This window comes from Actinosynnema sp. CS-041913, assembly GCF_050942485.1.
In the GTDB taxonomy this organism is placed as follows: Bacteria; Actinomycetota; Actinomycetes; order Mycobacteriales; family Pseudonocardiaceae; genus Actinosynnema.
Map to the genome: position 1 here is coordinate 5,387,055 of NZ_CP192037.1, position 24,476 is coordinate 5,411,530.

The 24,476-nt window shown below is 72.0% G+C and carries 20 protein-coding genes; 13 read left to right on the forward strand and 7 right to left on the reverse strand.

Annotated features, from left to right (window positions below):
- Window positions 1–56: 56 nt before the first annotated feature.
- Together ACQPZF_RS24500 and ACQPZF_RS24505 are read right to left on the reverse strand one after the other, a co-directional pair.
- Window positions 57–1,220 (reverse strand): McrC family protein, encoded by a 1,164-nt coding sequence (locus ACQPZF_RS24500; RefSeq protein ID WP_433260579.1) that lies wholly within the window; start codon window positions 1,218–1,220, stop codon window positions 57–59.
- Window positions 1,217–2,524, reverse strand: coding sequence for an McrB family protein (locus ACQPZF_RS24505; protein ID WP_433260581.1), 1,308 nt, complete (start codon window positions 2,522–2,524; stop codon window positions 1,217–1,219). The genes ACQPZF_RS24500 and ACQPZF_RS24505 overlap by 4 nt, the downstream gene beginning before the upstream one ends.
- A gap of 476 nt (window positions 2,525–3,000) precedes the next feature.
- On the opposite strand from ACQPZF_RS24505, the gene ACQPZF_RS24510 reads away from it, so the two are divergent.
- The 6 genes from ACQPZF_RS24510 to ACQPZF_RS24535 all read left to right on the forward strand — a co-directional run bounded on the left by ACQPZF_RS24510 (window position 3,001) and on the right by ACQPZF_RS24535 (window position 7,930).
- The gene (locus ACQPZF_RS24510; RefSeq protein ID WP_433260583.1) at window positions 3,001–4,230 is read left to right on the forward strand and encodes a hypothetical protein; all 1,230 of its coding nucleotides are present in this window, start codon (window positions 3,001–3,003) and stop codon (window positions 4,228–4,230) included.
- Window positions 4,227–4,580, forward strand: a complete 354-nt coding sequence (locus ACQPZF_RS24515; RefSeq protein ID WP_433260585.1) for a hypothetical protein — start codon at window positions 4,227–4,229, stop codon at window positions 4,578–4,580. Before ACQPZF_RS24510 ends, ACQPZF_RS24515 begins: the two co-directional genes overlap by 4 nt.
- Before the next feature lie 8 nt (window positions 4,581–4,588).
- Window positions 4,589–5,605, forward strand: coding sequence for a hypothetical protein (locus ACQPZF_RS24520; RefSeq protein ID WP_433260587.1), 1,017 nt, complete (start codon window positions 4,589–4,591; stop codon window positions 5,603–5,605).
- On the forward strand, window positions 5,602–6,165 hold the full coding sequence (locus ACQPZF_RS24525) for a hypothetical protein (protein WP_433260589.1): 564 nt from the start codon (window positions 5,602–5,604) through the stop codon (window positions 6,163–6,165). Before ACQPZF_RS24520 ends, ACQPZF_RS24525 begins: the two co-directional genes overlap by 4 nt.
- A gap of 65 nt (window positions 6,166–6,230) precedes the next feature.
- Window positions 6,231–7,298 carry a sensor histidine kinase gene (locus tag ACQPZF_RS24530; protein WP_433260591.1) on the forward strand — a complete coding sequence of 356 codons (1,068 nt, stop codon included), beginning with the start codon at window positions 6,231–6,233 and terminating at the stop codon, window positions 7,296–7,298.
- Window positions 7,286–7,930: a response regulator gene (locus ACQPZF_RS24535; protein WP_433260593.1), complete on the forward strand. Its 645-nt coding sequence runs from the start codon at window positions 7,286–7,288 to the stop codon at window positions 7,928–7,930. The genes ACQPZF_RS24530 and ACQPZF_RS24535 overlap by 13 nt, the downstream gene beginning before the upstream one ends.
- Window positions 7,931–7,999: 69 nt before the next feature.
- Here ACQPZF_RS24535 and ACQPZF_RS24540 read toward each other — a convergent pair whose 3' ends face one another.
- Window positions 8,000–9,469, reverse strand: coding sequence for a glycosyltransferase family 2 protein (locus tag ACQPZF_RS24540; RefSeq protein WP_433260595.1), 1,470 nt, complete (start codon window positions 9,467–9,469; stop codon window positions 8,000–8,002).
- Window positions 9,470–9,687: 218 nt separating this feature from the next.
- Between ACQPZF_RS24540 and ACQPZF_RS24545 the strand changes: the two genes are divergently transcribed.
- Complete coding sequence (locus ACQPZF_RS24545) at window positions 9,688–10,704, forward strand: glycosyltransferase family 2 protein (protein WP_433260597.1); 1,017 nt, start codon at window positions 9,688–9,690, stop codon at window positions 10,702–10,704.
- Between the two features lie 37 nt (window positions 10,705–10,741).
- On the opposite strand, the gene ACQPZF_RS24550 is transcribed toward ACQPZF_RS24545, so the two are convergent.
- Window positions 10,742–13,123: a glycosyltransferase family 39 protein gene (locus tag ACQPZF_RS24550; protein WP_433260599.1), complete on the reverse strand. Its 2,382-nt coding sequence runs from the start codon at window positions 13,121–13,123 to the stop codon at window positions 10,742–10,744.
- Window positions 13,124–13,280: 157 nt separating this feature from the next.
- Complete coding sequence (locus ACQPZF_RS24555) at window positions 13,281–14,894, reverse strand: S8 family serine peptidase (protein ID WP_433260601.1); 1,614 nt, start codon at window positions 14,892–14,894, stop codon at window positions 13,281–13,283.
- 443 nt (window positions 14,895–15,337) lie between these two features.
- On the opposite strand from ACQPZF_RS24555, the gene ACQPZF_RS24560 reads away from it, so the two are divergent.
- Entirely contained in the window at window positions 15,338–15,985 is a 648-nt protein-coding gene (locus ACQPZF_RS24560; RefSeq protein WP_433274670.1) for a response regulator transcription factor, read from the forward strand.
- Window positions 15,982–17,397: a sensor histidine kinase gene (locus ACQPZF_RS24565; RefSeq protein WP_433260603.1), complete on the forward strand. Its 1,416-nt coding sequence runs from the start codon at window positions 15,982–15,984 to the stop codon at window positions 17,395–17,397. The genes ACQPZF_RS24560 and ACQPZF_RS24565 overlap by 4 nt, the downstream gene beginning before the upstream one ends.
- A 9-nt stretch (window positions 17,398–17,406) precedes the next feature.
- On the opposite strand, the gene ACQPZF_RS24570 is transcribed toward ACQPZF_RS24565, so the two are convergent.
- Window positions 17,407–18,912, reverse strand: coding sequence for an aromatic amino acid ammonia-lyase (locus ACQPZF_RS24570; RefSeq protein ID WP_433260605.1), 1,506 nt, complete (start codon window positions 18,910–18,912; stop codon window positions 17,407–17,409).
- Window positions 18,913–19,033: 121 nt separating this feature from the next.
- On the opposite strand from ACQPZF_RS24570, the gene ACQPZF_RS24575 reads away from it, so the two are divergent.
- Together ACQPZF_RS24575 and ACQPZF_RS24580 are read left to right on the forward strand one after the other, a co-directional pair.
- Window positions 19,034–20,500, forward strand: coding sequence for a class I adenylate-forming enzyme family protein (locus tag ACQPZF_RS24575; protein WP_433260607.1), 1,467 nt, complete (start codon window positions 19,034–19,036; stop codon window positions 20,498–20,500).
- A 94-nt stretch (window positions 20,501–20,594) separates the two neighbouring features.
- The gene (locus ACQPZF_RS24580; RefSeq protein ID WP_433260609.1) at window positions 20,595–21,884 is read left to right on the forward strand and encodes a cation:proton antiporter domain-containing protein; all 1,290 of its coding nucleotides are present in this window, start codon (window positions 20,595–20,597) and stop codon (window positions 21,882–21,884) included.
- Window positions 21,885–21,925: 41 nt separating this feature from the next.
- Here the strand turns inward: ACQPZF_RS24580 and ACQPZF_RS24585 are convergent, their stop codons facing one another.
- Complete coding sequence (locus ACQPZF_RS24585; protein WP_433260611.1) at window positions 21,926–22,531, reverse strand: TetR family transcriptional regulator; 606 nt, start codon at window positions 22,529–22,531, stop codon at window positions 21,926–21,928.
- A gap of 101 nt (window positions 22,532–22,632) precedes the next feature.
- On the opposite strand from ACQPZF_RS24585, the gene ACQPZF_RS24590 reads away from it, so the two are divergent.
- Window positions 22,633–23,847: an FAD-dependent oxidoreductase gene (locus ACQPZF_RS24590; protein WP_433260613.1), complete on the forward strand. Its 1,215-nt coding sequence runs from the start codon at window positions 22,633–22,635 to the stop codon at window positions 23,845–23,847.
- Complete coding sequence (locus ACQPZF_RS24595) at window positions 23,844–24,452, forward strand: DUF3159 domain-containing protein (RefSeq protein ID WP_433260615.1); 609 nt, start codon at window positions 23,844–23,846, stop codon at window positions 24,450–24,452. The genes ACQPZF_RS24590 and ACQPZF_RS24595 overlap by 4 nt, the downstream gene beginning before the upstream one ends.
- Window positions 24,453–24,476 lie beyond the last annotated feature (24 nt).

Consider the following 24,476-nt stretch of genomic DNA (forward strand, 5'->3'; position numbering starts at 1 on the left):
GCGGTCGACCCGACCGCGAGGTCATCGCCGCGACCGGGCACGGGTCACAGGCCGGCTCAGGTCCACGCAGAACGTGCCAGTCTCTCGACCTGAGCGATCAGGTCCTGCGGCGGCACGCCGAGGTCCAGCGCGTACTGGGTGACCGTGACCGGTGAGTTGAGGACCTGGTGCGGTGTGACGCCGGCGGTGTCGCCTGCGTAGACGAGCCAGGCGCGGTCGACGCTCAGCGCGGTGCAGTAGGCGAGCACTTGGTAGAGGTCCGTGTTCGGGTACCGACCGGACTTGCTTTCGAGCTTGTACTTCGCGTCCACGATGAACCGGGGCGCGCCGTCCACCAGGTGCACGACGTCGATGTTCATCGAGATCGCGCCGCCTGCGTCGAGCTTGGCCGGGAACTGCCGTTCGGTTCGACCGGGGCCGGAACTCCACGCCTCGGTCAGGGCGGCGGTCACGAAGTCCTCGAAGACCTTCTCCATGTTGACGACGAACGAGGCGATCGACAGGCCGTCGTCCCCCACCTCGAACGAAAGCGTGTCCAGCACCAGTTCCGCGATCCGCAGTGCGGGGTGGTAGGGGGCGTTGAGCCGGTGCGGACGCCACCGCGGCAAGGGCGTTCCCTGCGCCAGCGGTGACACGCCGGTGAACCGGTTGAGCAGGTGGTGCAGGCGGGTCCGGATGGCTGCGTCCACGCGGGGAACCGTGAGCATCCGGCTGACCGCGGCCCGCAGCAGGCGGTTCTCGGGGATGTCGACCGTGAACTCGTCATGCGTGATCTCCATCGGCATCATGCGACCGGGCCGCCTGGTGATCTGGTCGCCGACCCGGACCCGCCCGCGGATCACCGTGCTCGTCGTGTGCTCGGTGGTGTAGCCGAGGAGCACACCGCGGGTGAGAGCGCGTTCGACGTTGCGGCACAGGGTTTCCGCGACGACCGCCCACAGTCCGTCTGCTTCCGCTCCCTCGACGTTTTCCGGGCGGAAGCCCGGGTTCATCGCGTACCCGAGCATGAACAGCAAGCGCGGGATGCTGACCTTCGGCGTCACCACGACGTCGAGTCCGTAGGCGTGCACGGCGCCGACCCGCTTGGCTCTGGGCACCAGCGTGAAGGCCGCGCCGGCCGACCGGACATCGACCAGCCCGCACCCTCGCAGGTAGGCTACCTGTGCGACGGTGAGCGACACGGTCTTGCCCGTGCGGGTGTTCTCGTCGAGGACGATCACGGCAGGTTGCGGATGGCGTCGAGGCCGAAGGTGTCGTGCACCCGCTGACGGGACATGCGCTCGTAGAAGTGCTCCTCCAGCAGCGGCAGGATCGAGTGCTCCCACACGAGGTCCAGCCCGTGGTCCGCGTCCGGCTTCATCAGGTAGGAAGGACCGATCTTGAACTCGTGATCGCCGATCGCCCGGTTGAGCTTGGCGAGGAGGGAGACACGCTCGTCGTCCTTGCCGTGTGCCTCGGCCCACCGCGACAGCACATCGCGCACCGGGGGGTGGTCCGGGTGGAGTTCGACGAAGGCGAACCGGCGCCGCATGGCTGCGTCCACCAGGGCGATCGAACGGTCGGCGGTGTTCATCGTACCGATGACGAAGATGTTCGCGGGCAGCTTGAACCGGTCGCCGGGCGAGTACTGGAGGTCGATCGCCTCATCGCGGTACTCCAGCAGGAAGTACAGCTCTCCGAAGACCTTCGGCAGGTTCGCCCGGTTGATCTCGTCGATGATCAGGACGTGAGGCCGTTCCTGGTCCGCCTCGGCGTCGGCTGCCAGCCGGCGCAGCGGACCGGGCACCAGGTCGAAGGCTGCTGTCTCACCGTTGAACCGAGGCCGGAAGCCCTCGAAGAAGTCTTCGTAGGCGTACGACGGGTGGAACTGCACTAATCGGGTCGCGCCCGGATCGGCGATGTGACGTGCCAGCTCCCGTGCCAGGTGGGTCTTCCCGGTGCCGGGCGGCCCGTACAGCACCACCTGCTTGCGGAGCTGCAACAGCTTGACGACCTTCTCCAACCAGGGCAGGTCGAAGTGCAACCGGTCGGCCAGTTCCCGGGTTGCAACAGGCAGTTCCGCACCGCCGGTGGGCTGCTGGACGGGCTGCGACAGGTCCGCGGCCAAGCGATCCGCATCGTCGGCGCCGTATCCGGGCACCCGCAACCTGAGCCGGATCTGCTTGGTGGCGTTGCCGTCCGGAGTCTTGCCGATCCTCCCCTGGGCACGGCTCAGCTTCCGGCGAAATTGATCGATGTCCGGCAAGTCCGCCAGCACGACCGGCGTCTCCAGGATCGTGCGCTGCTCCTCGGGCAGGCCCTGGACCCTGCTGGAGTCGACGATCCCGCCTTCCAGTGAGGCTCCACGATCGCGAAGCCGCCGGAGAAGCAGCTCAAGGGTGCGGTTGTACTGGGGATTGCGTCCCTCCGGGTACCCGGAGGACCTGCCGCTTGCGCTGCTCATGACCAACGCGAGCAGGTCGCCGTCCGGCTCGATCTTGAACTCCGCGTTGAGCACGGCTCCCGTGTCGTCTGTTGCGTGCACGCACTGATCATCGTATGCCGGTGTGGCGGGGTTACCGCCGACCCGTCCGGACCCACTCGGCGGGAGCTATCGGCTGCGTGCGCTGTTCGAACACCCGGGACCGCAGCGAGGGGTTGTCCGCGGTCATCGCTGCGGGGCTGCCGGCAACCGGCGTGGTGGGATTGTCGATCTCGCTGCACGTACGCCGTGGTGAGGCGTTGCGCCAAGCCGAACGTGACCGGGCCGTCGAGGTCACCGATCGACGGCCCGTCCCTTGCCGAATGGGCACCCACCGACACCGCGCCGATCGCCCTCGCTCACAGCGACCCTTACCACGACACGTTGCCGGGCTGATGCCCCGAGTGCGTTCAGGGCGTGCCGACTGATCGCAGGACGTTCGGCCGCAGGCCCGATGATCAGAAGTAGTTCTCCGGCACTAGTCAAGACACTGCTCGGGCCGTATGCGGCGGCGATGGCTGCTTCCTACGCTCGGTGGCGTGTTCATTCGTCTGGTGCTGGGCATTTCGGTGCTGCTGATCCTGGTCGCGAGACCCGCGTCGGCGCATGTGGTCAGCGCCGGGGCCGACCTCCGGCTCGCGCAGACCATCGCGGGAGCCGAGGTGACGGTCGTCATCAGGGGCACGCCGGAGGTTCCCGGGCCGTTGTATGTCGATCTCGTTGCGCACCAACCGGTTCCCGATCTCGTCATCGGCCTTGCGGTGGGTGGGAGTGCCGGGACGGTCCGGCTTCTGCGTGGCCGGCCCGGCACTTATCCGGCTGTGCTCCAGGTTCGGGACACCGGTCCGCACGAGCTGCACCTCAAGGCCGCCGCCGAGTTCTCGGTGCTGCCGTTCCGGGTGCAGACCCCTCGGCCGGCGACGTGGGAAATGGTGGTGTACGGCGGTTTCGGGGCGACCGGGCTCTTGCTCGCGGCCGGGATCGTCGCGGGGGCCCGGGCGCGGCGGTCGGCGGCCGTGGCGCTGGGCGGTCTCGGGGTGGCCGTCGTGATCGTCGCGGCCACGGTTGCCGTGGTGTCGCCGGAACTCGGAGACGAGCAGCGTGACCTCGGCCGGCCCAATGCCCAGGCCTTCCTGAGCGTCACGCCGGCCCAGCCTGCCGTGGGCGAGGAGTTCACGGTGCGGTTCGACCTCGTCGACGGCGCGACCGGTCAGCCGGCCGACGACCTCGCGGTGCACCACGCGGCTCTGGCGCACCTCGTCGTCACCAGTGGGGACGGCGGGTTCTTCCGGCACGTCCATCCACTGAGGACGGAACGAGGCCGCCTCGAAGCCCGGCTGACGGCGGACCGGGCCGGTTCGTACCTGGCACACGCCGAGTTCGAACGGACCGACGCGGGCGGGCAGCTCGTCTCCGGGCGGTTCGACGTCAGTGGGCCCGGTGGGCCCGACTTGGCGCACACCGTCGCCTGGACGTTCCCCGCCGGGCGGCCGGTCATGATCGAGGTCGACACCGGCGACACCGGCCTCCAGTCGTGGCTCGGCATGGCCGGCCACCTGATCACCCGTGACCGTGCGGGCGCCTTCCTGGGCCACGTCCACGAGCAGGGCGGCATGGCGTCCACATCGGACGGAACCGTCACCGCGCACGGCCCCGAACTGCGCTTCACGGTCAGCTTCCCCAGACCCGGGCAGTACTTCGCGTGGGTGCAGTACGCCAGGGACTTCGAGATCGTGACGGTCCCCTACCTGATCGAGGTCACGCGGTGAAGCGGCCCGTCCTCTGGGTGATCGCGGTCGCGGTGGCCGTCGTCGCCGTGCTGTCGCTCACGACGTCACCGGACGCGGAACCGGTGCGGCTCAGCCACTCCGGTGTCACCGTGCAGCTCGACAAGGCGGGCACCGGCAGCGTCACCGCCCGGGTCGAGGTTTCCGCACAGGCGGTGTCGCTGTTCGCCACGATGCCGGCCATGGGGCACCTGACCCCCGAAATCATTGCCACACCCGAAGAACCGGGTTCGTTCCGAGCCTCCGGCGAGCTGTTCCCGATGACCGGCCGGTGGGAGCTGTCCGTCCGGGCCGACAGCCGGGTCGTGACGTTCGACATCACTGTGAAATAGGAGTTCCGATGGTACCCAGACGACAAGTGGTCGGCGCTTGGCTGCTGCTGACCGGGTTCTGCTCGCTGTGGCTGGGCGTGGCGTGGGACGGCCAGTGGCACGTCGACGTCGGTCCGGACACGTTCTTCACCGCGCCACACCTGATGTTCTACTTCGGCACCGCCCTGATCGGCCTGACCAGCCTCGTCGTGGTGCTGACCAGCCGGCAGGCCGCGGCCGGGCCGGCGGTGCGGGTGCTGGGGCTCCGCGCCCCGGTCGCGTTCCTGGTCGCCGGGCTCGGCGCGGCCGGGCACCTGGTCTACGGCGCGATCGACCTGTGGTGGCACACCGTCTACGGGTTCGACGTCCTGGAGAGCACCCCGTCGCACCTCAGCCTCCAGTTGGCCATGCACGTCCAGTCGGTCGGGGTGATCATGGCGTTCGCGGCGCTGCGGACGACGATGTCCGGTCGGTGGGGACTGGTCGCGGCCGGGGCGTTCAGCGTCGCCTCCGGCGCGATCGTGCTCGACGGTTCCGTCTTCGGCGTCAAACTGAGTGTCATCGCGCTGGCTGCCGTGTCGGCGTGGACGCTGTGCGCCATCACCGGGATCACCCGCGCCGCGCGGTGGGTACTCGCCCTCGGGCTGGCGTTCATCGCGGTCCATGCCGCCAGCTTCTTCTTCCCCCCGCTGGCCACCGAGCTGTACGCGGACGGCATCGGCCAGCCGATCCGGGACAACGCGCTGGGCGTGCCGCTGGTCGCCTTGGCCATGCCGATCGCCTACCCGGTCACCGCGCTGATCGCGGCCGGCTCGGTCGAACTGGCCCGGCGCCGGAACCTGTCCCCCAGCGCCACGATGGCGGCGTTGGGCGCGTTCGTCGGGCTCGTGGCCGCGCTGCCCCGGATCTTCCTCGACGAAACCGGGTCGAACCCGCTGTGGAGCGTCCTGGTCATGACGGCGTTCGGAGCGCTCGCGGGCCGGTTCGGCTGGCAGTGCGCGGCGCTGATGCGGCGGCTCAGCCCGCGTGAGGCGGTGGCGGCATGAGGTTCCTGCTCGGGATCGGCGTTGCCGCCTCGGTGGTGCTGATGGCCACCCCTGTCGCGACCGCGCGGGTGGAGTCGCTGACGATCGTGCACAGCGAGCGCGTTCCGCTGGGGCACAGCACGTTGAGCGCGTCGTTCACGGACTGGCCCGTCAAAGCCGGGCGGTCGCTAGACTTCACGTTCGAGCCGGAGGGTGGCATCGAGGGGCGCTCCGGCACCGTGCGGGCGATCGCGCCGTCCGGGAAACCGGAGGCGCTGGGCATCGTCGGTCTCGACGGCGACGCGGACATGGAGCTGCAACGGCACCCGCAGGCGCGGCACGCGTGGGGGCTGGACGTCGTGGCACTACCCGAGGAGGGCTTGTGGCGCTTCGAGTTCACCGTGCACGGGGCGGACGGGGTCGCGACCGGCACGTTGCCGATCGCGGCGGGACCGACGCCCGGACCGCCGATGGCGGCGAGCTGGGCGGTCGGCATGGCGCCGTGGGCGGTGGCTCTGGTGGTGCTGGCGCGCAGGTGGTGGCGGGTCCGCAGGCAAGCCGTGCTCGGCTGGAACGGCTGAGTCGCCTGGAACGGCCGGGGCGCTCGGAACGGCTGAGCGATGGCCTGCTGGTTCTGCTGCCGCTGATGGTCTCGTCGCTCACCATCTTCAACGAACCGCGCGAGCGCCACGTCTGGGCCCTGCTCGTGGTGGCGGCGGCGCAGACCTTCGCGCTCGCGTGGTGCCGCCGCTTCCCGTTGACCGTCCTCCTGGTCGTGATCGGCCTGGAGACCACGCTCGTCGTGATCGGCTCGGAGATGCTCGTCGGGTTCCTCGCGGCGGCGTGGGCCCTCGGCGCGTGGGGAAAGCCCCTCCAGCACCGGATCGGGCTGGTGATCGGCCTGACCCTGCTGACCATCGGGCTGGTGTTGAGCGTCAGCGGCGGCGCGGCGCCCGGTTTCGCGCTGGCCGGGGTCACGTCGGTGGCGCTGATGTTCGTGGGGTTCTCGATGAGCGGACGGCTGGGCGCCCGGCAGCGCACCCGCATCGACGAACTCGAATCCGAGCGCGCCGAGACCGAGCAGCGGGCGGCCGAGCGCGAACGCGCGCTGCTGGCCAGGGAGTTGCACGACATCCTGAACCACTCGGTGACCACGATGGTGCTCGACGCGACGGCCGCCGCGGAGACCGGATCGCCCGACGAGGCACGGGAAACCCTGGCCAGGGTCGCGCAGACCGGCCGCAACTCCCTCGCGGAGTTGCGCCGGCTGCTCGGTGTGCTGCGCACGAACGCGTCCGCCGCCGACCACGACCCGCTGCTCGTGCCGCCCGGTCTGGCCCAGCTCGACTCGCTGGTCGAGAGCATCCCCGGCGCGCGGATCAGCCTCGTCCGGTCCGGGACCGCGGGCCCGCTGGACGTCAGCATCGAGCACGCGGCGTACCGCGTGATCCAGGAAGCCCTGACCAACGTGGTCAAGCACGCCGGCTCGGTCGCGACCACCGTGTCCCTCTCGTTCACCGCGGACCACCTGTCCGTCGTCGTCGGCAACGGGAAGTCGGTGACAACGCCGGATCGCGGCACGGGCATGGGCTTGATCGGCATGAGGGAACGCGTCTCCCTCGTCGGGGGCACGCTCGCCGCGGGACCGCGTGCCGACGGCGGGTTCGAGGTGCGCGCGGTGCTGCCGGTGAGGTCCGTGCCGTGCTCCGGGTAGTGGTCTGCGACGACGAGCAGCTTCTCCGGGAAGCCCTGGCGAAGATCATCGACGCGGCGCCGGACCTGTCCGTGGTCGGCGTCGCGGCCGACGGCCGGCAAGCGGTGACCGCCGTCGACCAGCACGCCCCGGACGTCGTGCTGATGGACATCCGGATGCCCGTGCTGGACGGGATCGAGGCCACGCGGCGGATCGCCGGCCGGACCAAGGTCCTCGTCCTGACCACCTACGACCTCGACGCCTACGTCTACGCCGCGCTCCAGGCGGGCGCGGGCGGCTTCCTGCTCAAGGACGCGCCCAGCGAGCGGCTGCGCGACGGCATCCGCATCGTCGCCTCCGGTCAGGCCGTGCTCGCGCCCGAGGCGACCGCCCGGATGATCGCCGCTTTCCGCCCGGCCATGCCGACCGCCGAGGACCAGCGGCTGTTGCCGGCGATCCACGGCCTCTCGCCACGGGAACGCGAGGTCTGCGAACTCATCGCCGAAGGCCTCGCCAACGACGACATCGCCCGGCGCCTGACCATCAGCCGGCACACGGTGAAGGTCCACGTCTCCAACATCCTCGGCAAACTCGGCTTCTCCGACCGGGTGCACGTGGTGCTGGCCTGGTCCCGGCTGCGCGGGCAGCTCTGACCCGGGCGTGCCTGCCACGGCCGGGGCACCCGCTGTCCGCACGCCGACCTCGCCGGGAACGCCCCCGGGTCAGTCTGCCGGTGGCGCCTGGAGCGGGATGCCGTGGCTCTCGTCCGCGACCAGGCCGTGGCGGGTGAGTTCCCAGTGGTGGCGCTTGCCGGGGCGCAGGAGCTGGCTCAGCGCCTTGTAGGCGGCGACGCTCATCAGCGCCCAGTACAGCGGCACGGTGAGCATGGTCGGGACGGCGCGGTGCAGGCCGCGTTCCATGCAGCCGGCCATGAAGTGGTAGAGCACGGCGAGGTTGCCGCCCAGCATGGTGGCCACCCCCGCGTAGAGCACCGCCGGCGGGAACAGCGGCTCGATCGGCTCCGGTCCCACCACCAGGTAGAGGCACGTCAGCACCCAGAACAGGGGGTTGACCAGCGTGGTGACGGTGGACAGGCCGAAGGTGAGCTGGAAGCCGACGAACCGCCGGACGCCCAGTTCGCGGAGCAGCCGCCACGGGTTGCGCATGTGCACCAGCCAGGTCTGGAAGTAGCCCTTGATCCAGCGGCTGCGCTGGCGGATCCAGTTGCCCAGCTCGCTGTTGGCCTCCTCGTAGGTGACGGAGTCGATCATGCGGACGTCCCAGCCCCGCCGGGCGATGCGCACGCCCAGGTCGGCGTCCTCGGTGACGTTGTGCGGATCCCAGCCGCCGAGCGCGCGCAGGGCGTCGACCCGGAAGTGGTTGGAGGTGCCGCCCAGCGGGATGGGCAGGTCGAAGCGGTCCAGCCCGCGCATCGCCAAGGCGAAGTTCAACGCGTACTCCGCGGCGAAGTTGCGGGTCAACCAGTTCGTCCAGGGGTTCCAGTAGGCGAGTTCGGCCTGCACGCACACCACCCGGTCCGGTTGGCCCGCGAACGCCGCCACCGCCTTGCGCAACTGGTCCGACTCGGGCCGGTCCTCCGCGTCGTAGATGACGCACAGCTCGCCGGTGGCGCGGGACAGGCCCGCGTTGCACGCGTTGGGCTTGGTCCGCGGCCCGCCCGCGGGGACGGGCAGCACCTCGAACTCCGGCCGCAGCTCCAAGGCGGCCAGCGCCGGGAGGGTGATCTCGTCGTCCGGTTCGACCAGCAGCAGCACCTGGAGCCGGTCGGCCGGGTAGTCGAGCCGGTTGATGCTCGCGATCAGGCCCGGCAGCACCACCTCCTCGCGGTGCAACGGCACGAGCACGGTGTAGGGCGGCGGGTTCCGGCGGACGGCCGGGTCCTCGGCGCCGGACTCGACGACCCGCGCACCGCGACCGGCGACCACCAGCAGGCACCGGAAGCAGATCACCAGGACGTAGCAGGCCGTGACGGAGACGACGAACGCCTGCACCCACCACAGTGGACGCGGACCGGCCCCGGTGAGGACTTCCACCACGGCCGCGCACAGCACGGCGGACGCCAGCGCGGACACCGTGACCTGCTGGCCGCGGCTGAGCAGCCGGCGGGCGCTGTGCTCCTCGGGGAGGACGGGTTCTTCGACGGGGGTGGGAAGGCGTCGGCCGTCATACACGCTGGGATCGCATCTCGACAGGCTCCTGCTGGTCGAACCCGACCCTACCCCGCTGTCCACCGCTGTCGGGCTCCCGAATGTGTGAACCTCCGAGCCGTCACCGAAAAGGATGACCTGCCGGCGAGCGAGGTTGCGGCGGCCGGGCCGGGCTCCCATCCTGCAAGACGGCGGCAGAGGAAAGATCCACGAACCCGTTCCGATCGAGGGGGTGACGAACGATGACGCCTGCCGCCGCGGGCCGGAAGCGGTCGGTGACCTACATCTTCCCGGTCTACAACGAAGCCGAGAACATCGACCTGTTGCACCGCACGGTGTCGCAGGTCGTCGAACCGCTCCTCGACCGGTACCGGGTGGACTTCATCTACGTGGACGACGGCAGCACGGACGACTCCACCGCCCGGTTGCAGGCGCTCGCCGACGCGGACGACCGGGTCACCGTGGTCGAGCTGGCCCGCAACTTCGGACACCAGCTCGCCGTCACGGCGGGGCTCGACCTCGCCGACGCCGACGCGGTGATCGTCATGGACAGCGACCTCCAGGACCCGCCGCGGGTGAGCGTCGAGCTGATCGACAAGTGGCGGCAGGGCTACGAGGTGGTGTACGCGCAGCGCCGCTCCCGCCGCGACACGACGTTCAAGCGGACCACCGCGAGCGCCTTCTACTGGGTGCTGCGCAAGGCAGCGTCCATCGACATCCCGCGCGACACCGGCGACTTCCGGCTGCTCGACCGCAAGGTGGTCGACGAACTGCGCAAGTTCCGCGAGCGGGACCGGTTCCTGCGCGGACTGGTCAGCTACATCGGCTTCCGGCAGGTCGGCGTGCCGTTCGACCGGGACGAGCGGCACGCGGGGGTGACCGGCTACCCGTTGCGCAAGATGCTGCGGTTCGCCGCCGACGGCGTCCTCGGCTTCTCGGTCGCTCCGCTCAAGCTGATCAGCAGGCTCGGCTACGCCATCTCCTTCCTGAGCCTGCTGGGCATCGTCTACGCGGTCGGGGTGAAGGTCCTCGCGCCGGAGACGACGGTGCCGGGCTGGGCGTTCATCACGATCTCGATGTTCTTCCTCGGCGGCATCCAGATCACCATGCAGGGCGTGCTCGGCAGCTACATCGGCCGGACGTACGCCCAGGCCCAGGGCAGACCGCTCTACACCGTCGCGGCCGTGCGCACCGCGGCGCGGGCACCGGGTGGGCCCGGCGACTCGACAGACCCCGCGAGCCGGAGCCTGGCCGGGTGAAGCCGACCGCCGACGCCCTGACTGCGGTCCTGGTCGATCACCGGATGCCATCCGACGCATCCGGTTGGGGCTGCCGGGCACGGCACCCGGCGGGACCGTCCCCGCAGGGCGGCTGCTCGACGCGGCGGTAGAACACGTGGTGGTCGTCCGCGTAGATGGACCGGTAGTCGCGGTGCATGAGCGGGTTGTCGTGCAGGCTGCGCCACACCCGGTCCTCGGCGCCCGGTGTGCGGCGCAGGTGGATCCAGCGGATGCCGTGCCCGGCCGGATCGGCCAGGGCCGGTTCCCACTGGCGGAAGCTGCCCTCGTCGACGACCTGGTCGGTGGGCACGCGGGAGTCGAAGCCGACGGTCTCGTTGCTCCACGACTGCATCAGCACCCGACCGTGGTCGTAGTGCTCGCGCAGCCAGGCGGCGGCCACGGCGTTGGCGCGCTCGGCGGGTTTCGTGCGGAAAGCCCGCGCCTCCTCCAGCGTCGCCGTGCCCGACAACGAGAGCAGCCCGCAGGCCGACAGCACCAGGAACGCGGGCAGCAAGCGGACCCACGCCCACCGGATCAGCACGACGAGGTAGGCCGTGAACACCGCCGCGGGCAGAACCATGACCAGTGCGAACCGGACGTTGTAGAGGTCGCCGCCGATCTCGGGAACGTGCAACGGGCGTTGACCCGAGTGCAGCGCGCACACGAAGAACGGCAGGAACACCAGCAGCGGCAACGGAGCCGGGGCCTCGGCGCGCAGCCGGGTCCGCCACACGTAGCAGACCAGCCCTGCGGTGGCCAGGAGCAGGATCAGCGGCCCCAGGTCGTGGTTCATGGCGTACAGGTAGGTCCGCGAGGACACGCCCCAGTCGCCCACCGCGCGTTCGCCGGCGCTGACCCACAGCGCGGGTTTGGCGAACTCGCCGCGCAGGAAGTTCAGCGGGTCGCCGAAGATCGCGGCGTTCCACACCGCCCAGCCGACGACCCCGCTGACCGCCAGGCAGCCGAAGAACACCAGCTCCGCCCGCACCCGCACCCACGGTTTCGGCCGTGCCCGCCGCCACGAGTGCAGTCCGACGACCGCCGCGACCGCCACGAGGAAGACCCACCCCTCGTAGCGCACCAGGGTGGCCGCCAGGACGGCGACCGCCGTGGCGGCCAGGTGCCGGTAGTCGCCGTGTCGGCACCACCGCAGCAGGTGCCAGGTCGTCGCCGCGAGACACGCGAACAGCAGTGCCTCGGTCATCGGCGTGCTCTGCAGGTACAGCACATTGGGGTTGGCGCAGAACACGAGCGCCGCGGTCACCCCGCCCACCCGGCGGCCGGTGAGGTCCACACCGATGCGGTAGAGCCAGCCCGCTGTCGCGACGTAGGCGCACATGGACACCACGCACGCCGCGACACCCGAGTGGTACCACGACTCACGGGCCACCAGCGGCAGGTTCAGCCCGTGCGGCAGCGGAAGCCAGACACCACCGAACTGGGCGGCGCCGCGGGTGGAGGCGTCGAGCACCCGGCGGCTGATCATCAGGTGCGACACCGCGTCGGGATACGCCAACGTGGTCTGGTGCGCGGCGACGACCACGCACGCGCCGATCGACAGCACCGCCGCGACCAGGAGCACCACCCCGAGCACCGGGTCACGCGGCGGCAGCAGCCGGCGGGCGGCACGTCCGACCGGACCCGCGCGCAGCAGGTCCGCCCAGACGCCCAGCAGGCTCGTCACCGTGGCGGTCGAGCCGGTCGGCTTGTGGTCGCGTCCCGGCATGTGGTGGACCGGGCGGTGCAGGATCCGGGCTCCTTGTGTGCGCAGCTTCGCGATCAGCTCCGCCGGAGCGGCGGCGGGCGGGCCGGTCAGCTCCACCGCCACCAGCGCCCGCCGGTCGACCAGGAGGTGGGCGGAGTCCAGGCAGCGACGGCCGGTGCCCAGCAACAGCAGGCACACCGCCGTCCGCAGCCAGTCGCGCACCCCGCCGGCGACCGAGCCGACGCGGTCACGCCGGTAGCCGACCACCACGTCGGCTCGCTCCCGGCGTGCCACCGCCAGCAGGTCGGGCAACTGGGCGGCGGCGAACCGGCCGTCGGTCAGGAAGACCCGGCGGTGGTCGGGGTGGGCCGCCGCCGCTCGCAGGCCGGTGTGCACCGGCGCGCCACCTTGGCACTCCTCGCGGCGGACCACCTCCAGCCGATCCGGATAGAGGTCCACGAGCGCGCCCGCGCCCGCCTCCGAATCCCCGTCCACCACGAGGACGACCCGATGACGCTCCGCGGCCCGGTCCAACGCGGCCAGGTGGTCATCCACAATGGACACCAGGTCGCTCTGCCCCGGCACCCAGGACAGCACGACGGTGACCCCCTCCGTCGCAGCCGGGTCCTCGGTCGGAGGGAAGGGGTCGTCCTCGGGGTCGGCGACAGCGGCGGTGCGGAGGTCGTGGTCCACAGGCCTCATGCTGCTGGTGGAACCACCAGCCCGCCATCCGAGCGCCCCCCGGTCACCGCGGCAGGTGTGGGCGTGCTCCGCCCGCACCTGCCGCGGTGGGACCTGTCCCGGCGTTGACGGCCTTCGTGCCCGACGCCGGCCGGTCAGGGCCCGACGGCTAGGAGACGGTCCACGTGAACGTGGTCTGCCCGGGACCGGTCGAGCTGTCGCTGGCGTACACCGTGCTGGTGTAGGTGCCGGCGGTGGTCGGAGTCCCCGAGATCACGCCGGTGCCCGCCGCGATGCTCAGACCGGGCGGCAGGCCGGTGGCCCAGTACGTCAGCGGGTCGTCGTTCCCGTCCCACGCCTGGATCGCCAGGCTCGTCGGCTGCCACCGGCTCACCTGGCGCGGTCCCGGGTAGGCGACCCGCTCCGGGAAGTTCACCCCGGCCAGGTAGTGGCCGATGGCCGTCTGCAGGTTCGGCAGCGGGCCGATGTGCTGCGTGCCGCTCTGCGCGGTGCCGGTGGCGATCAGGATCTCGCGGGCCTGGGCGGGCGACAGCGTCTCGCCGTTCGCCTCGGCCGCGCTGAGCAGCGCCGCCAGCGCGGACGCCACGACCGGCGACGCGCTCGACGTGCCGCTGAAGCCACTGGTGTACTTGTCGTTCGGCCCGGTCCCGTACAGGGCGCCGTAGCCGGTGGTGGTGACGCACTCGCCCCAGCCCTGCACGTCCACCCGGGTGCCGTAGTTGGAGAAGCCCAGCTTCGACCGGGGCGTGCCGGTGCAGCCGGGCGCGGCGCCGGCGCCGACGATGATCGCGCCGGAGTCGGGCTTGTCGGCCGGGAACCGGGCCCCGAAGCACGGGTCGTTGAGGTCCTGGTTGCCGTTGCCGCCGGCCTCCACGACGTGCCGCCCGGACTGCACCGCGGTGACGATCGCGTCGTACACCGAGTCCCACACCTCCATGGGCGCGTAGTCGGCGCAGTAGCCGACGTGCTGCTCGATGAGGAGCACGTCGCCGACGTCCACGTTCGAGGCCGCCGTGAGGATCGCGTTGGCGAGGTCGTAGCCGTACTCCTGGCTGACGACGTTGGTGTAGTGCAGGCCCGCGTCGGGGACCAGGCCGGTCACGCCGAACCCGTTGTCGTCGGCGCCGATCACACCGAGGACGGCCGTGCCGTGGTCGATGCTGCTCGGGGTGAAGTCCGGTGTCCCGTTGGGGATGAGCGCGCCGGGAAGCTGGAGCTTGGTCAGGTCCTCGTGCTGGGGGTTCCAGTTCCGTTCGAGGTCGACCACCTTGACGTTGCCGCCCTTGCCGCCCGGGACGGTGCGCGCGTAGTCGGCGTCGATGCCGCTGCTGGTCCACGGGTCCGCGTAGCCCTGCTGGCCGGAGAAGTCCGGCGTGGCCGGATCGCTGCCCTCCGGCTGCGGGTAGGCGATCTCGACCTCGGCCAGCGCGGTCAGCTCCCGCGCGGCGGCCTTGGCGTCCACCCCCGGCGCGAGCCGGACGCGGTGCCACCGCTCCAGTCCGGGCGCCGACTGGGCGGCGCCCTGCGGCCTCAGTCTGGCCAGTCTGTCGTCAAGCCGCGTGAACAGCGGCGTCATCCGGGCGATCTCGCGGTCGTCCAACGCCCCGCGCACGGCGGCGACGCCGGCCCCGGAGGCCAGCTTCACCTCGATGACCGCGCCCGGACCCGCGGGCGCCGCCACGGCGGTCGGCGCGGTCAGCGCCGCCATCCCCGCGCTCGCCAGGAGCGCGGCGGTCAGCAGCGGTAAGGATTTCTTCTTCACGGAGTTGCCCCTTCTTCGACAGCCACCGGTGAGGGTGAGCGGAACCGTTGGGGGCACGCGCTGCGCGCGCGAAGAACACCGCCCGCTCGGCGGTGCGTGGACATGGTCCTTCGTGGAGTTCCCCCAGTGTCACCCCTGTGCTTCACTTCAGCGCACAGCGGCGTCCGTGTCCAGCGCCTGAGATCAATTGGGCCGTTCGGCCCAGCGCTTCGAGTACGCGTTCCCGAATCTCCGGCAACGGGGAAATTCGTTGTGGTGACGGGGAAATCGCCTGATCGTCGGCCGGGACGGCGTCGTCCCGGCGGAAGGTCCACCGGCGACGGTTGCGGAAGATGCGGTCAGGACACCGGATCTTCGGTCGAGCACGTTGACGGGCCACCCGGACGTGGGATTCTGGGAACGTGCGCGGTACCACCGGGTCCTGGCCGGCCGACCGCTTCAGGCTGCTCCTGGTCGAGGACGACCGGGAACTCGTGGAGTTGCTCTCCGACGCGTGGCGCGGGGAGGGCTACGTCGTGGACGTGGCCCTGGACGGGCACCGCGGGCTGCACCTCGGGCTCACCCGTCCGTACGACGTGGTGGTCATCGACCGCGGCCTGCCCGCCCTCGATGGTCTGGACCTCCTGGTGCGCCTGCGGGCGAAGTCCATCTGGACGCGGGCGTTGATCCTCACCGCGCTGGGCACGGTGCACGACCGGATCGACGGGCTCGACGCGGGCGCCGACGACTACCTGGTGAAGCCCTTCGACCTGGAGGAGCTGAGCGCCCGGGTGCGGGCGCTGTGCCGGCGGGCGCTGGAGTTGGCCGACGTGCTGCGGATCGGCTCCGGGCACCTCGACATCGCGCGGCGGGAGGTCGTGCTGCCCGAGGGCGGACGGGTGTCGCTCACGGCCCGGGAGTTCGCGCTGCTGCGGGTGCTGGCGACCCACCCGGACACGGTGCACACGCGGGCGTCGTTGCGGCGGTCGGTGTTCCAGGACGCGCCCGCACAATCCATTGTGGACACTTATGTGTACTACCTGCGGGCCAAGCTCGGCCGTTCGGTGGTGCGCACGGTGCCGGGACTCGGGTATCGGTTGGGGGCGTTGTGAGCCGTTCGTGGGCCGAGGCGGAACGCGTGGTGATCCGGCGGACACGTCTGCGGGTCAGCGTGCTGGTGGGATCGGCGATCACCGTGCTGGTCGCGTTCGTCGGCGGGATCGCCTACGCGATGATGGCGCACTCGCAGGACACGCAGGTGACGCGCGAGCTGCGGTACAACGCCGAGCACGGGACGCCGTCGACGCCTCCGGGCTGCACGTGGCTGTTCACCCTCGACAACGGGGTGATCGACGACGGGGTGCTGCGGGTGCCACCGGGGTTCCCGCTGCGTGACGACCTCGACGCGGCGCGGGTGTCGCGCGGGGTGATCGAGCGCACCGTCGAACGCAACGGCACGAAGTACCTGGTGCTCACCCAGCCGGGCGACGGCGACGGCACGGTGCAGGCGGTGTTCGACACGCGCTACCAGATCGCCGACCGGCAGCACCTCCTGCTGGCGTTGGCGGTCGCGGAGATCGGTGGCCTGCTCGCGGCGGCCGTGACCGGGCTGCTGGTGGGCAGGCGCGCGGTCGCGCCCCTGGCGGAGGCGCTGGGCAGGCAGCGGCGGTTCGTCACCGACGCGAGCCACGAGCTGCGGACACCGATCGCGCGGGCGTACACGCGGGTCCAACTGCTCGCTCGGCGTGCCGCGGCGGCCGAACTGCCCGACGACCACCGCGCCGGTCTCGACAAGCTCGCCGGCTCGATCCGCGGGCTCGGGGACGTGGTGGACGACCTGCTGCTGTCCGCGCGGCTGAACGACGAGTCCGCGGGTCTCGACGGACGGGCGGTCGACCTGGCCGCCCTGGCGCAGGCCGCGGTGGCGACGGAGAGCGAACGGGCGAGCGAACGGCGGATCACGCTGACCGTCGAGCGGGCCGCCGGTCCGCTGGTCGTGGCCGGCGTCGAGACCGCGTTGCGGCGCGCGGTGGACGAGTTGCTGGCGAACGCGGTGCGCCACACCCCGGAGGGCGGCCGGATCGACGTGTGCCTCGGGCGGGGACGGGGCGGGTGCGTCGAGCTGGTCGTCGCGGACACCGGCGAGGGGTTCGACCCGGTGGAGGCGGACCGGCTCTTCGACCGGTTCCACCGCGGGCCCGGTGGGTCGGAGCGCCGTTTCGGGCTGGGGCTGGCGCTGTTGCGGGAGGTCGTGACGAGCCACGGGGGCACCGTCGAGGCGATCGGCTACCCCGGTCGGGGCGCCCGGTTCACGCTGCGCCTGCCGGCGGCCGAGCCCGACAGCGAGGTCGTGGCGGGCTCGGGCGTCGATGTCCCGGCGAATTCCGGCCTCGGCATCGGGACGAGCGCGGGCGTCGATGTGGCGGCGAATTCCGGCCCTGGCATCGGGACGGACGCGGGCGTCGATGTCGCGGCGGACGCGGGTGCGGGTGCGGACCAGGAGATCACCACCGGGTACCGGTAGCCGGTTCGGTCACCGGTACCCGGTGACCAGTTCGGCGGCGACGCGGACGTCGGCGTCGAGCGGGCGGTCTGGGTCGACGGGGCGGATCGCGCGGGCCAGGGTGTCGAGCAGTGCGGCGCAGCGGGGGGCCGTGGGTCGTCTGCCACCCACGTGGAGGGCCTGTCGCAGGCCCAGCGCGAGGGAGCCGCACAGCAGCCGGAGCAGTTCGGCGAGGTCGTACGCGCGCAGCGCGGCCTGGGTGCCGAACGGCACGACGTCCTGGTTGTGCAGGTTGGTCGGCAGGCTCTGGGTGCTGGCGGGCACGGCCAGGCGGCGGATCTCGGCGACGAACGCGGTGGTGGCGAGTTGCACGCCTTGCAGCCCGTGTTGGCGGCCGGGGCCCGCGGCCAGCATCGGCGGCAGACCGGTGTTGCGCACGGGGTCGACGAGCAGGTCGAGCTGTCGCTCGGCGAGGTTGCCCAGGGACGCGGTGACCATGGCGAGGACGTCGGCGGCGAACGCGGCGGGCTGGCCGAAGAAGTTGCCGCCGTGCGTGACGAGGTCGTCGGCCGGGAAGAACAGCGGGTTGTCGCTGACGCCGGCCAGATCGGCGGCGACGATGCCGTCGACGTAGCGCAGTGCGTCCTCCGCGGCGCCGAGCAACTGAGGGGAACACCGGATGCTGTAAGGCTCCTGGAGCGGACGAGCGCCGCTCGGGACGATGCCGGAGAGGGTGCCGCGCATGCGGTCTGCGACAGCGGTAGCGCCCGCGTGCCCGTACGCAGTGATCAGGCGCGGGTCGAGGAAACCGGGGTCCGCGCCGAGCATGTCCACGAGCACGCAGGTGAGGTCCTGGATGGCACGGTGCGAGGCGCGGACGCTGCCGAGCGCGAGGGCGGTGGCGGCGGTTGTCACCGACGTGCCGTTGACCAGCGCCAGCGCGTCGCGGCCGTCGAGGCTGAGCGGTGTCAGCCCGGCGTGGCGCAGGGCTTCGCCCGCGGGCATCCGGTCGCCGTGGACGTAGGCGTGTCCCCTGCCGCGCAACGCCTGGGTCGCGTAGGCGAGCGGGATGAGGTCGCCGCTCGCGCCGACCGAGCCGTACCGCGGGATCGCCGGCACGAACGTGGTCGCCAGCATCGCGGCGAGCCCGTCGACGACGTGTGCGGACACCCCCGAGACCCCTTGGGAGAGTGACCACGCCCGCACGAGCAGCGCGGCGCGGGCGATGTCGGCGGGGAGGTCGGGCCCCTGGCCCGCGCCGAGGTGTGCGAGGGTGTTGTCGCACTGGTCGGCCTGCTCGGCACGGCCGGCGAAACCGGCGAGTGCGCCGAACCCGGTCTTGGCGCCGTAGACGGGCCGGTCCTCGTCGGCGAGCACGTTGCGCAGGAACTCGCGACCGCGGTCGATCCGGCTCCGGACGGCGGGGTTGACGAGCACCGTGAGCGGTGCTGCGGCACGATGGAGGTCGTCGCCGCGCAGGGGTGCGCCGAGGTCCACGGGGGCGTCGGTCGCGGTGTCGGGGACGGTCGTGGTCACGTCGCCGACGGTAGGGAACCGATCTCAAAGGGTTCTGAGATCGCCTGGGTAGCTTCCCGGAGCATGGCACCTGACAACGTGATCATCGGGGCCCTGGCCGACTCCGCCGCGGCGGCCCGCCGTGCCTCCGCGTGACGCCGAGCCGTTCCCGCGTGCGGTGCTCGACGCGCTCGACGCCGCCGGGGACCGGCCGGTGTTCGAACACGGCGCCCGCGTGGTCACCGGCGCGGAGCTGCTCGACCTCGTCGCACGGATCGCCGCCGGGCTGCGGCACGGGGGGCTGGGTCCGGGTGACGGCGTCGCCCTGCTGCTCGGCGTCACCCCGGAGGCGTTCGCCACGATCCTCGCCGCCCACGCGGCGGGGACCAGGGTGGTGGGTGTGCGGCCGGGGCTGACCGACGGGCAACTGCGTCACCTGCTCGGTCTCGACATCGCCGCGGTGGTCACGGACTCGGACGTCGGGTACGCCCCGCGCACGCTCACCGTGGACGCGCTGCGCCTGGCCCGCGCCGACGCCGGTCCCCTGCGGCCGGCCGGGCGGCCGGCGGACGTCGCCCGGCTGATCCACACCAGCGGCAGCACGGGTGCGCCCAAGGCGTGCGCGCAGACCTACGCCGCGATGACGGCCGCGTGGACCGCGCGCCCGGCGGCGTGGCCGCCCGCGATCCGCGACCTGGCGTCCCGGCTGGACCGCTACCTCGTGTTCGGGTCGCTGTCGAGCCAGGTGATGTTCGAGTACGCCGTGCTGACCATCGCCGCCGGTGGGGTCGTGGTCGTGGCCGACCGGCCCGCGCTGCCCGACGCGATCACCCGCCACCGCGCGTCCGGGAGCGTGATCACCGTCCCCCGCCTGGCGAAGCTCGTCGCCGCGCAGCGCCGGCACCCGGCCGACCTGTCGACGCTGCGCGCGCTGATGGTGTCCGGGTCTCCCCTGGCACCCGACCGGCACCGCGAGGCGCTGGACGTGCTCGGACCGGTCGTGTTCCACGGCTACGGCCAGTCCGAGACCGGCATGATCGCCATGGCCACCCCCGACGACCCGCCCGGCTCGGTGGGAATCCCGCCCGCGGCGGTGGCCGTCGAGGTCCGCGACGAGCACGGCGCGCCGGTGCCGGCGGGGGTCGACGGCGAGCTGTTCGTCCGCACCCCGGCCCAGGCCGGCGCGTACTGGGCGGACCCGGCGCAGTCGGCCGAGGTGTTCGTGGACGGCTGGGCGCGCACCCGCGACCTGGGCCGGTTCGACGCGGACGGCCGCCTGTACCTGACCGGTCGCACGCGGGACGTGGTCATCGTCAACGCGAACCTGTACTACGCGGGCCCGATCGAGCGGGTCATCGCCGAGCACCCGGACGTCGCCGAGGCCTACGTGGTCGCCGTGCCGGACGAGGACACCGGCGAGGCGGTGCACGCGTTCGTGGTGCCGACCGCCGGCCGGGCGCCCGACCTGGCGGCGCTGCGGGCGCTGGTGACCGCCCGGCTGGGAGCGGCGTGCGCGCCGGCGCGCGTGACCGCGATCGCGGAACCACCGCTCGCCCCGAGCGGCAAGCCCGACAAGCGCCTGCTGTCCCGCTCCGGACGCGGGGAGTAGGCGTGTCCGGCGAGCGTCCGACGGCGTGCGTCGCCCTCGGCGACGCGCCCGACACCCCGGTGCGGCACCGACCGCCTCACACCCAGGAGACCGAGTGAACCAGATCGAGTTCGCGTTGCGGGTGTTCGCCGCGCTGGCGGTCGTGCTCGCCGCGACGACGTTGTGCGGACGTCTCGCCATGGTGGTCAGGCAGCCGAGGGTGGTCGGCGAGATGGTCGCCGGCGTCCTGCTCGGACCCGCGCTGCTCGGCGCGGTCGTGCCCGGCGTGCAGGCCCAGCTCTTCCCGACGGACGTCAAGGGCGTCCTGTACGTGCTGAGCACCATCGGGTTGACGTTCTACATGTTCCTCGTCGGGGCCTCGCTCGACCACGGCCTCGCCGCCGGGCGGAACATGCGGCGGGCGTCGGTGCTCGCCGCGTCCGGCATCCTGCCGACCTTCGCGCTCGGCGCCGGAGCGGCGGCGCTGTTCTTCGGTTCGCTGAGCCAGGACGGCACGAGCCTGTGGGAGTTCATGCTCTTCGTCGGCGGCGCCCTGTCGATCACCGCGTTCCCCATGCTGGCCCGCATCCTGCAGGAGCGCGGCATCGCGAACACGCCCATCGGCGGCCTCACCCTGGTCGCGGCGGCGATCGACGACGCGGCGGCGTGGGTGATCCTCGCGGTGATCATCGCCGTCGGAGCGGCGGGCAGCCCGCTCGACGCGCTGGACACCGTGGCGGGTGCGGCGGTGTTCGCGGCGCTGATGCTGACGGTGGGGCGCAAGCTGCTCGGCAGGCTGGGCGAACGGGTGGAGCGCGCGGGCCGGATGAGCCGCGACCTGATGGCGCTCGTCCTGCTCGTCGTGCTGGTGGCGGGCTGGTTCACCGACTACATCGGGGTGTTCTCGGTGTTCGGCGGGTTCATCACCGGTCTGGCGATGCCGCAGTCCGCGGTCGTGCGCCGGGAGCTGGAGACCCGGCTCACGGACCTGAACTCCATCCTGCTGCTGCCGGTGTTCTTCGCGTTCAGCGGGCTGAACACCGAGGTGTCCGGCTTCGGCGCGGGCGGCGCGCTGTGGTGGCCGCTCGCGGTGATCATGGCGGTCGCGTTCGCCGGCAAGTACCTCGGCTGCGCCTTGGTGGTGCGCGTCCAGGGCTTCCCGTGGCGCTACGCGTCGGCGGTCGGCGGGCTGATGAACGCGCGGGGCCTGATGATCCTGGTCTTCATCAACATCGGCCTGGCGCACGGGATGGTGTCCTCGGAGCTGTTCGCGATCCTCGTCGCGGTGGCGATCGTGACCACCGCCGCCGCGATGCCGATCTACCGGGCGTCCCTGCCGGATGGCGCGGACCGGACCACGGACGACGTCACACCACCCCCGGTACCCGCGCCCAACACGCCGTAACACGTCATCGCCGACGAACGGAAGCCTTGTCGGACAAGAGGTCACGGTGGCGCCGAGCCGGTCAGGCAGTGTTGCGCGATCGCGCCGAACCGGGCCACCAGTTCCTCGACGGACGCGGAGGCGATCGGCTCGACCCGCACCAGGTACCGCGCCACGGTGAGGCCCAGGAGCTGCACGTTGACCATGCCGGCCCGCAGCGCGGCGTCCGGCGTGTCCAGCATGGCCGCCAGTCGGCCGGTGATCTCCCGGTCGATGTACTCGCGGAGCAGCGCTTCCGACTGGTCGTGGGTGGGCGCCGACCGGGTGAGCATCGCGAGGGGCGTGCGGTCGGACTTCTCCAGGTTCTCCAGCAGGGCCCGGATGACGCGTTCCCCGATGCCGTCGAGGCCGCCGGTGAAGATCGACTCGATGGCCGGCGGCACCTGCGCGGACATCTCGATGGCCGCCGCGAACAGGCCCTGCTTGGTGCCGAAGAAGTAGAACACCATCGCCGGGTCCACCCCGGCCTCGGCGGCGACCGCGCGCACCGTCGTGCCGCCGTAGCCGTGCGCGCGGAACAGCGCGCGGGCGGCCTCCAGGATGCGCTGCCTGCTCTCCGCGCCGGATCGCCAGCGCCCGGGGCGGCTGGGGGAACTGTGCTCTGCCATGACCGGAGGAGTCTATCGAACCTTTCTTCACCTGTTGGTGGAGTTTCGTCGCCAAGCGCGCTAGCGTGAACTTCATCAAGTGATGAAGAAAGGGTGTGGCGATGCGGGTGGTCGTGGTCGGCGCGGGGCTCGGCGGGTTGACGCTGGCCCACGGGTTACGTCGGGCGGGGATCGACGTCGTGGTGCACGAGCGGGACGGGGCGCGAGGACGTCGACAGGGGGTGAGCCTGCATCTCGACGACCGGGGAACGGAGGCGCTGCGCGCGTGCCTGCCGCCGGCGCACCTGGCGATGGTGGACGCCACCACGGGCGGACCGCGGGAGCGGACCCTTGCACTGTCCGAAGTGGACGGACGGCTCACGGTCGTGCGCGCCCAGCCGTACGACGGCACGACGGGGCCGGCGCGGCCCGGCCGGCAGGTGGACCGGTCGCTGCTGCGGGCGGTGCTGCTGACCGGGCTGGAGGACGCGGTGCGGTTCGGGGCGGAGTTCACGCGGTTCGAGGAGCGGGCCGACGGCGCCGTGCGGGCGTGGTTCGCCGATGGCAGCACGGACACCGCCGACGTGCTGGTCGGCGCGGACGGGATCGGGTCGGCGGTCCGCCGGCAACATTTGCCGCACGTGCGGGTGGTCGACACGGGCAAGCGCACGCTGATGGGCGCGACACCGCTACGGGCCGTCGCCGGCACCGGGCTGCCCGACCTGATCGGCCACAGCGCCACCACCGTCCAGGTGCGCGGCACGATGATGGTGCTGGGCGTGCTGCGGTTCACCCAGCCGCCGGTGGCCGCGCGCGACCGGTGGCTGCCCGACCTCCGCTCCCCTGTCGTCGCCGATGCCGAGGACTACGTGATGTGGGCGCTGCCCGTCACCCAGGACCGGCTCGGACCGGCCGGGTCGCCGACCGCGGTGTGGCGCCGGGCCCGGGAGCTGACCGCGGACCTGCACCCGACGTTGCGGCTGGTCGTCGACGAGGCGTGGCCGGAGGTCACGGTCGCGCTGCGGGGCGGCACGATCCCGGCGATGCCGGCCTGGCCCGCCGGCCCGGTGACGGTCCTCGGCGACGCCATCCACCTGGCCCCGGGGTTCGGCGGCAACCTGGCGATGCGGGACGCGCACCGCCTCCGCGAGGCCCTGGTCCACGCCGCCCGAGGAAAACAGGACCTGATCACCGCGATCGGCGCCTACGAGGACGCGATGCGTCGGGACAGCTTCCCCGCCACCGGCGCCACCCGGCTCGAACCGGCTCCCGGTGGAGCACGCGAACCGTTGCCGGCCGACCGGGTGCGCGGGTCGCTCGCGGAGTCGGGCGCATGAACTTCGACGCGCTGACGCAGAAGTCGCTGTCCCTGTTCGCCGCCGTGGGCGGTTGGCGGACGGTCGCCGAAGCCGTCGTGTCGCGGGCGCTGTTCGTCGTCGTCTACCTCCTGACCGGTCAGGTGTCGACCTCGGCGTCGGTGGCGGTCGCCGGTGTGTTCGTGTTCGCGGTGGTCCGGGTGTGCACCGACCGCAAGTACTGGCAACCGGTGGTCGGGCTGGTCATGGTGGGTGCGTCCGCGCTGCTGGCCGGGAGCACCGGGCAGGCGGTCGACTTCTACCTCACGAGCCTGCTGCTCCCGATGGGCGTCGGGACGGTGCTCCTGGTGTCCATGCTGGTGCGGTGGCCGGTGATCGGGCTGGTGGTGGGCGGGAAGCGCGGCGATCGGTTCGGCTGGCGGCGCGACCGCGCACGGCTCCGGCGCTATCAGGCGTGCACGGGGGTGTTCTTCACGAAGCTCGTCCTCGCGGTGGCGGTGCTGACGCCGTTGTACCTGACCGGGCAGGTGGTCGCCCTCGGCATCGCCAGCACGCTGCTGAGCACGCCCACGCTAATCCTCTGCCTCTTCGTGTGCCGGCGGCTCCTGCGCGCCGAAGCGGTTTGAGACTTCAGCGCACGGCTGCCTGGT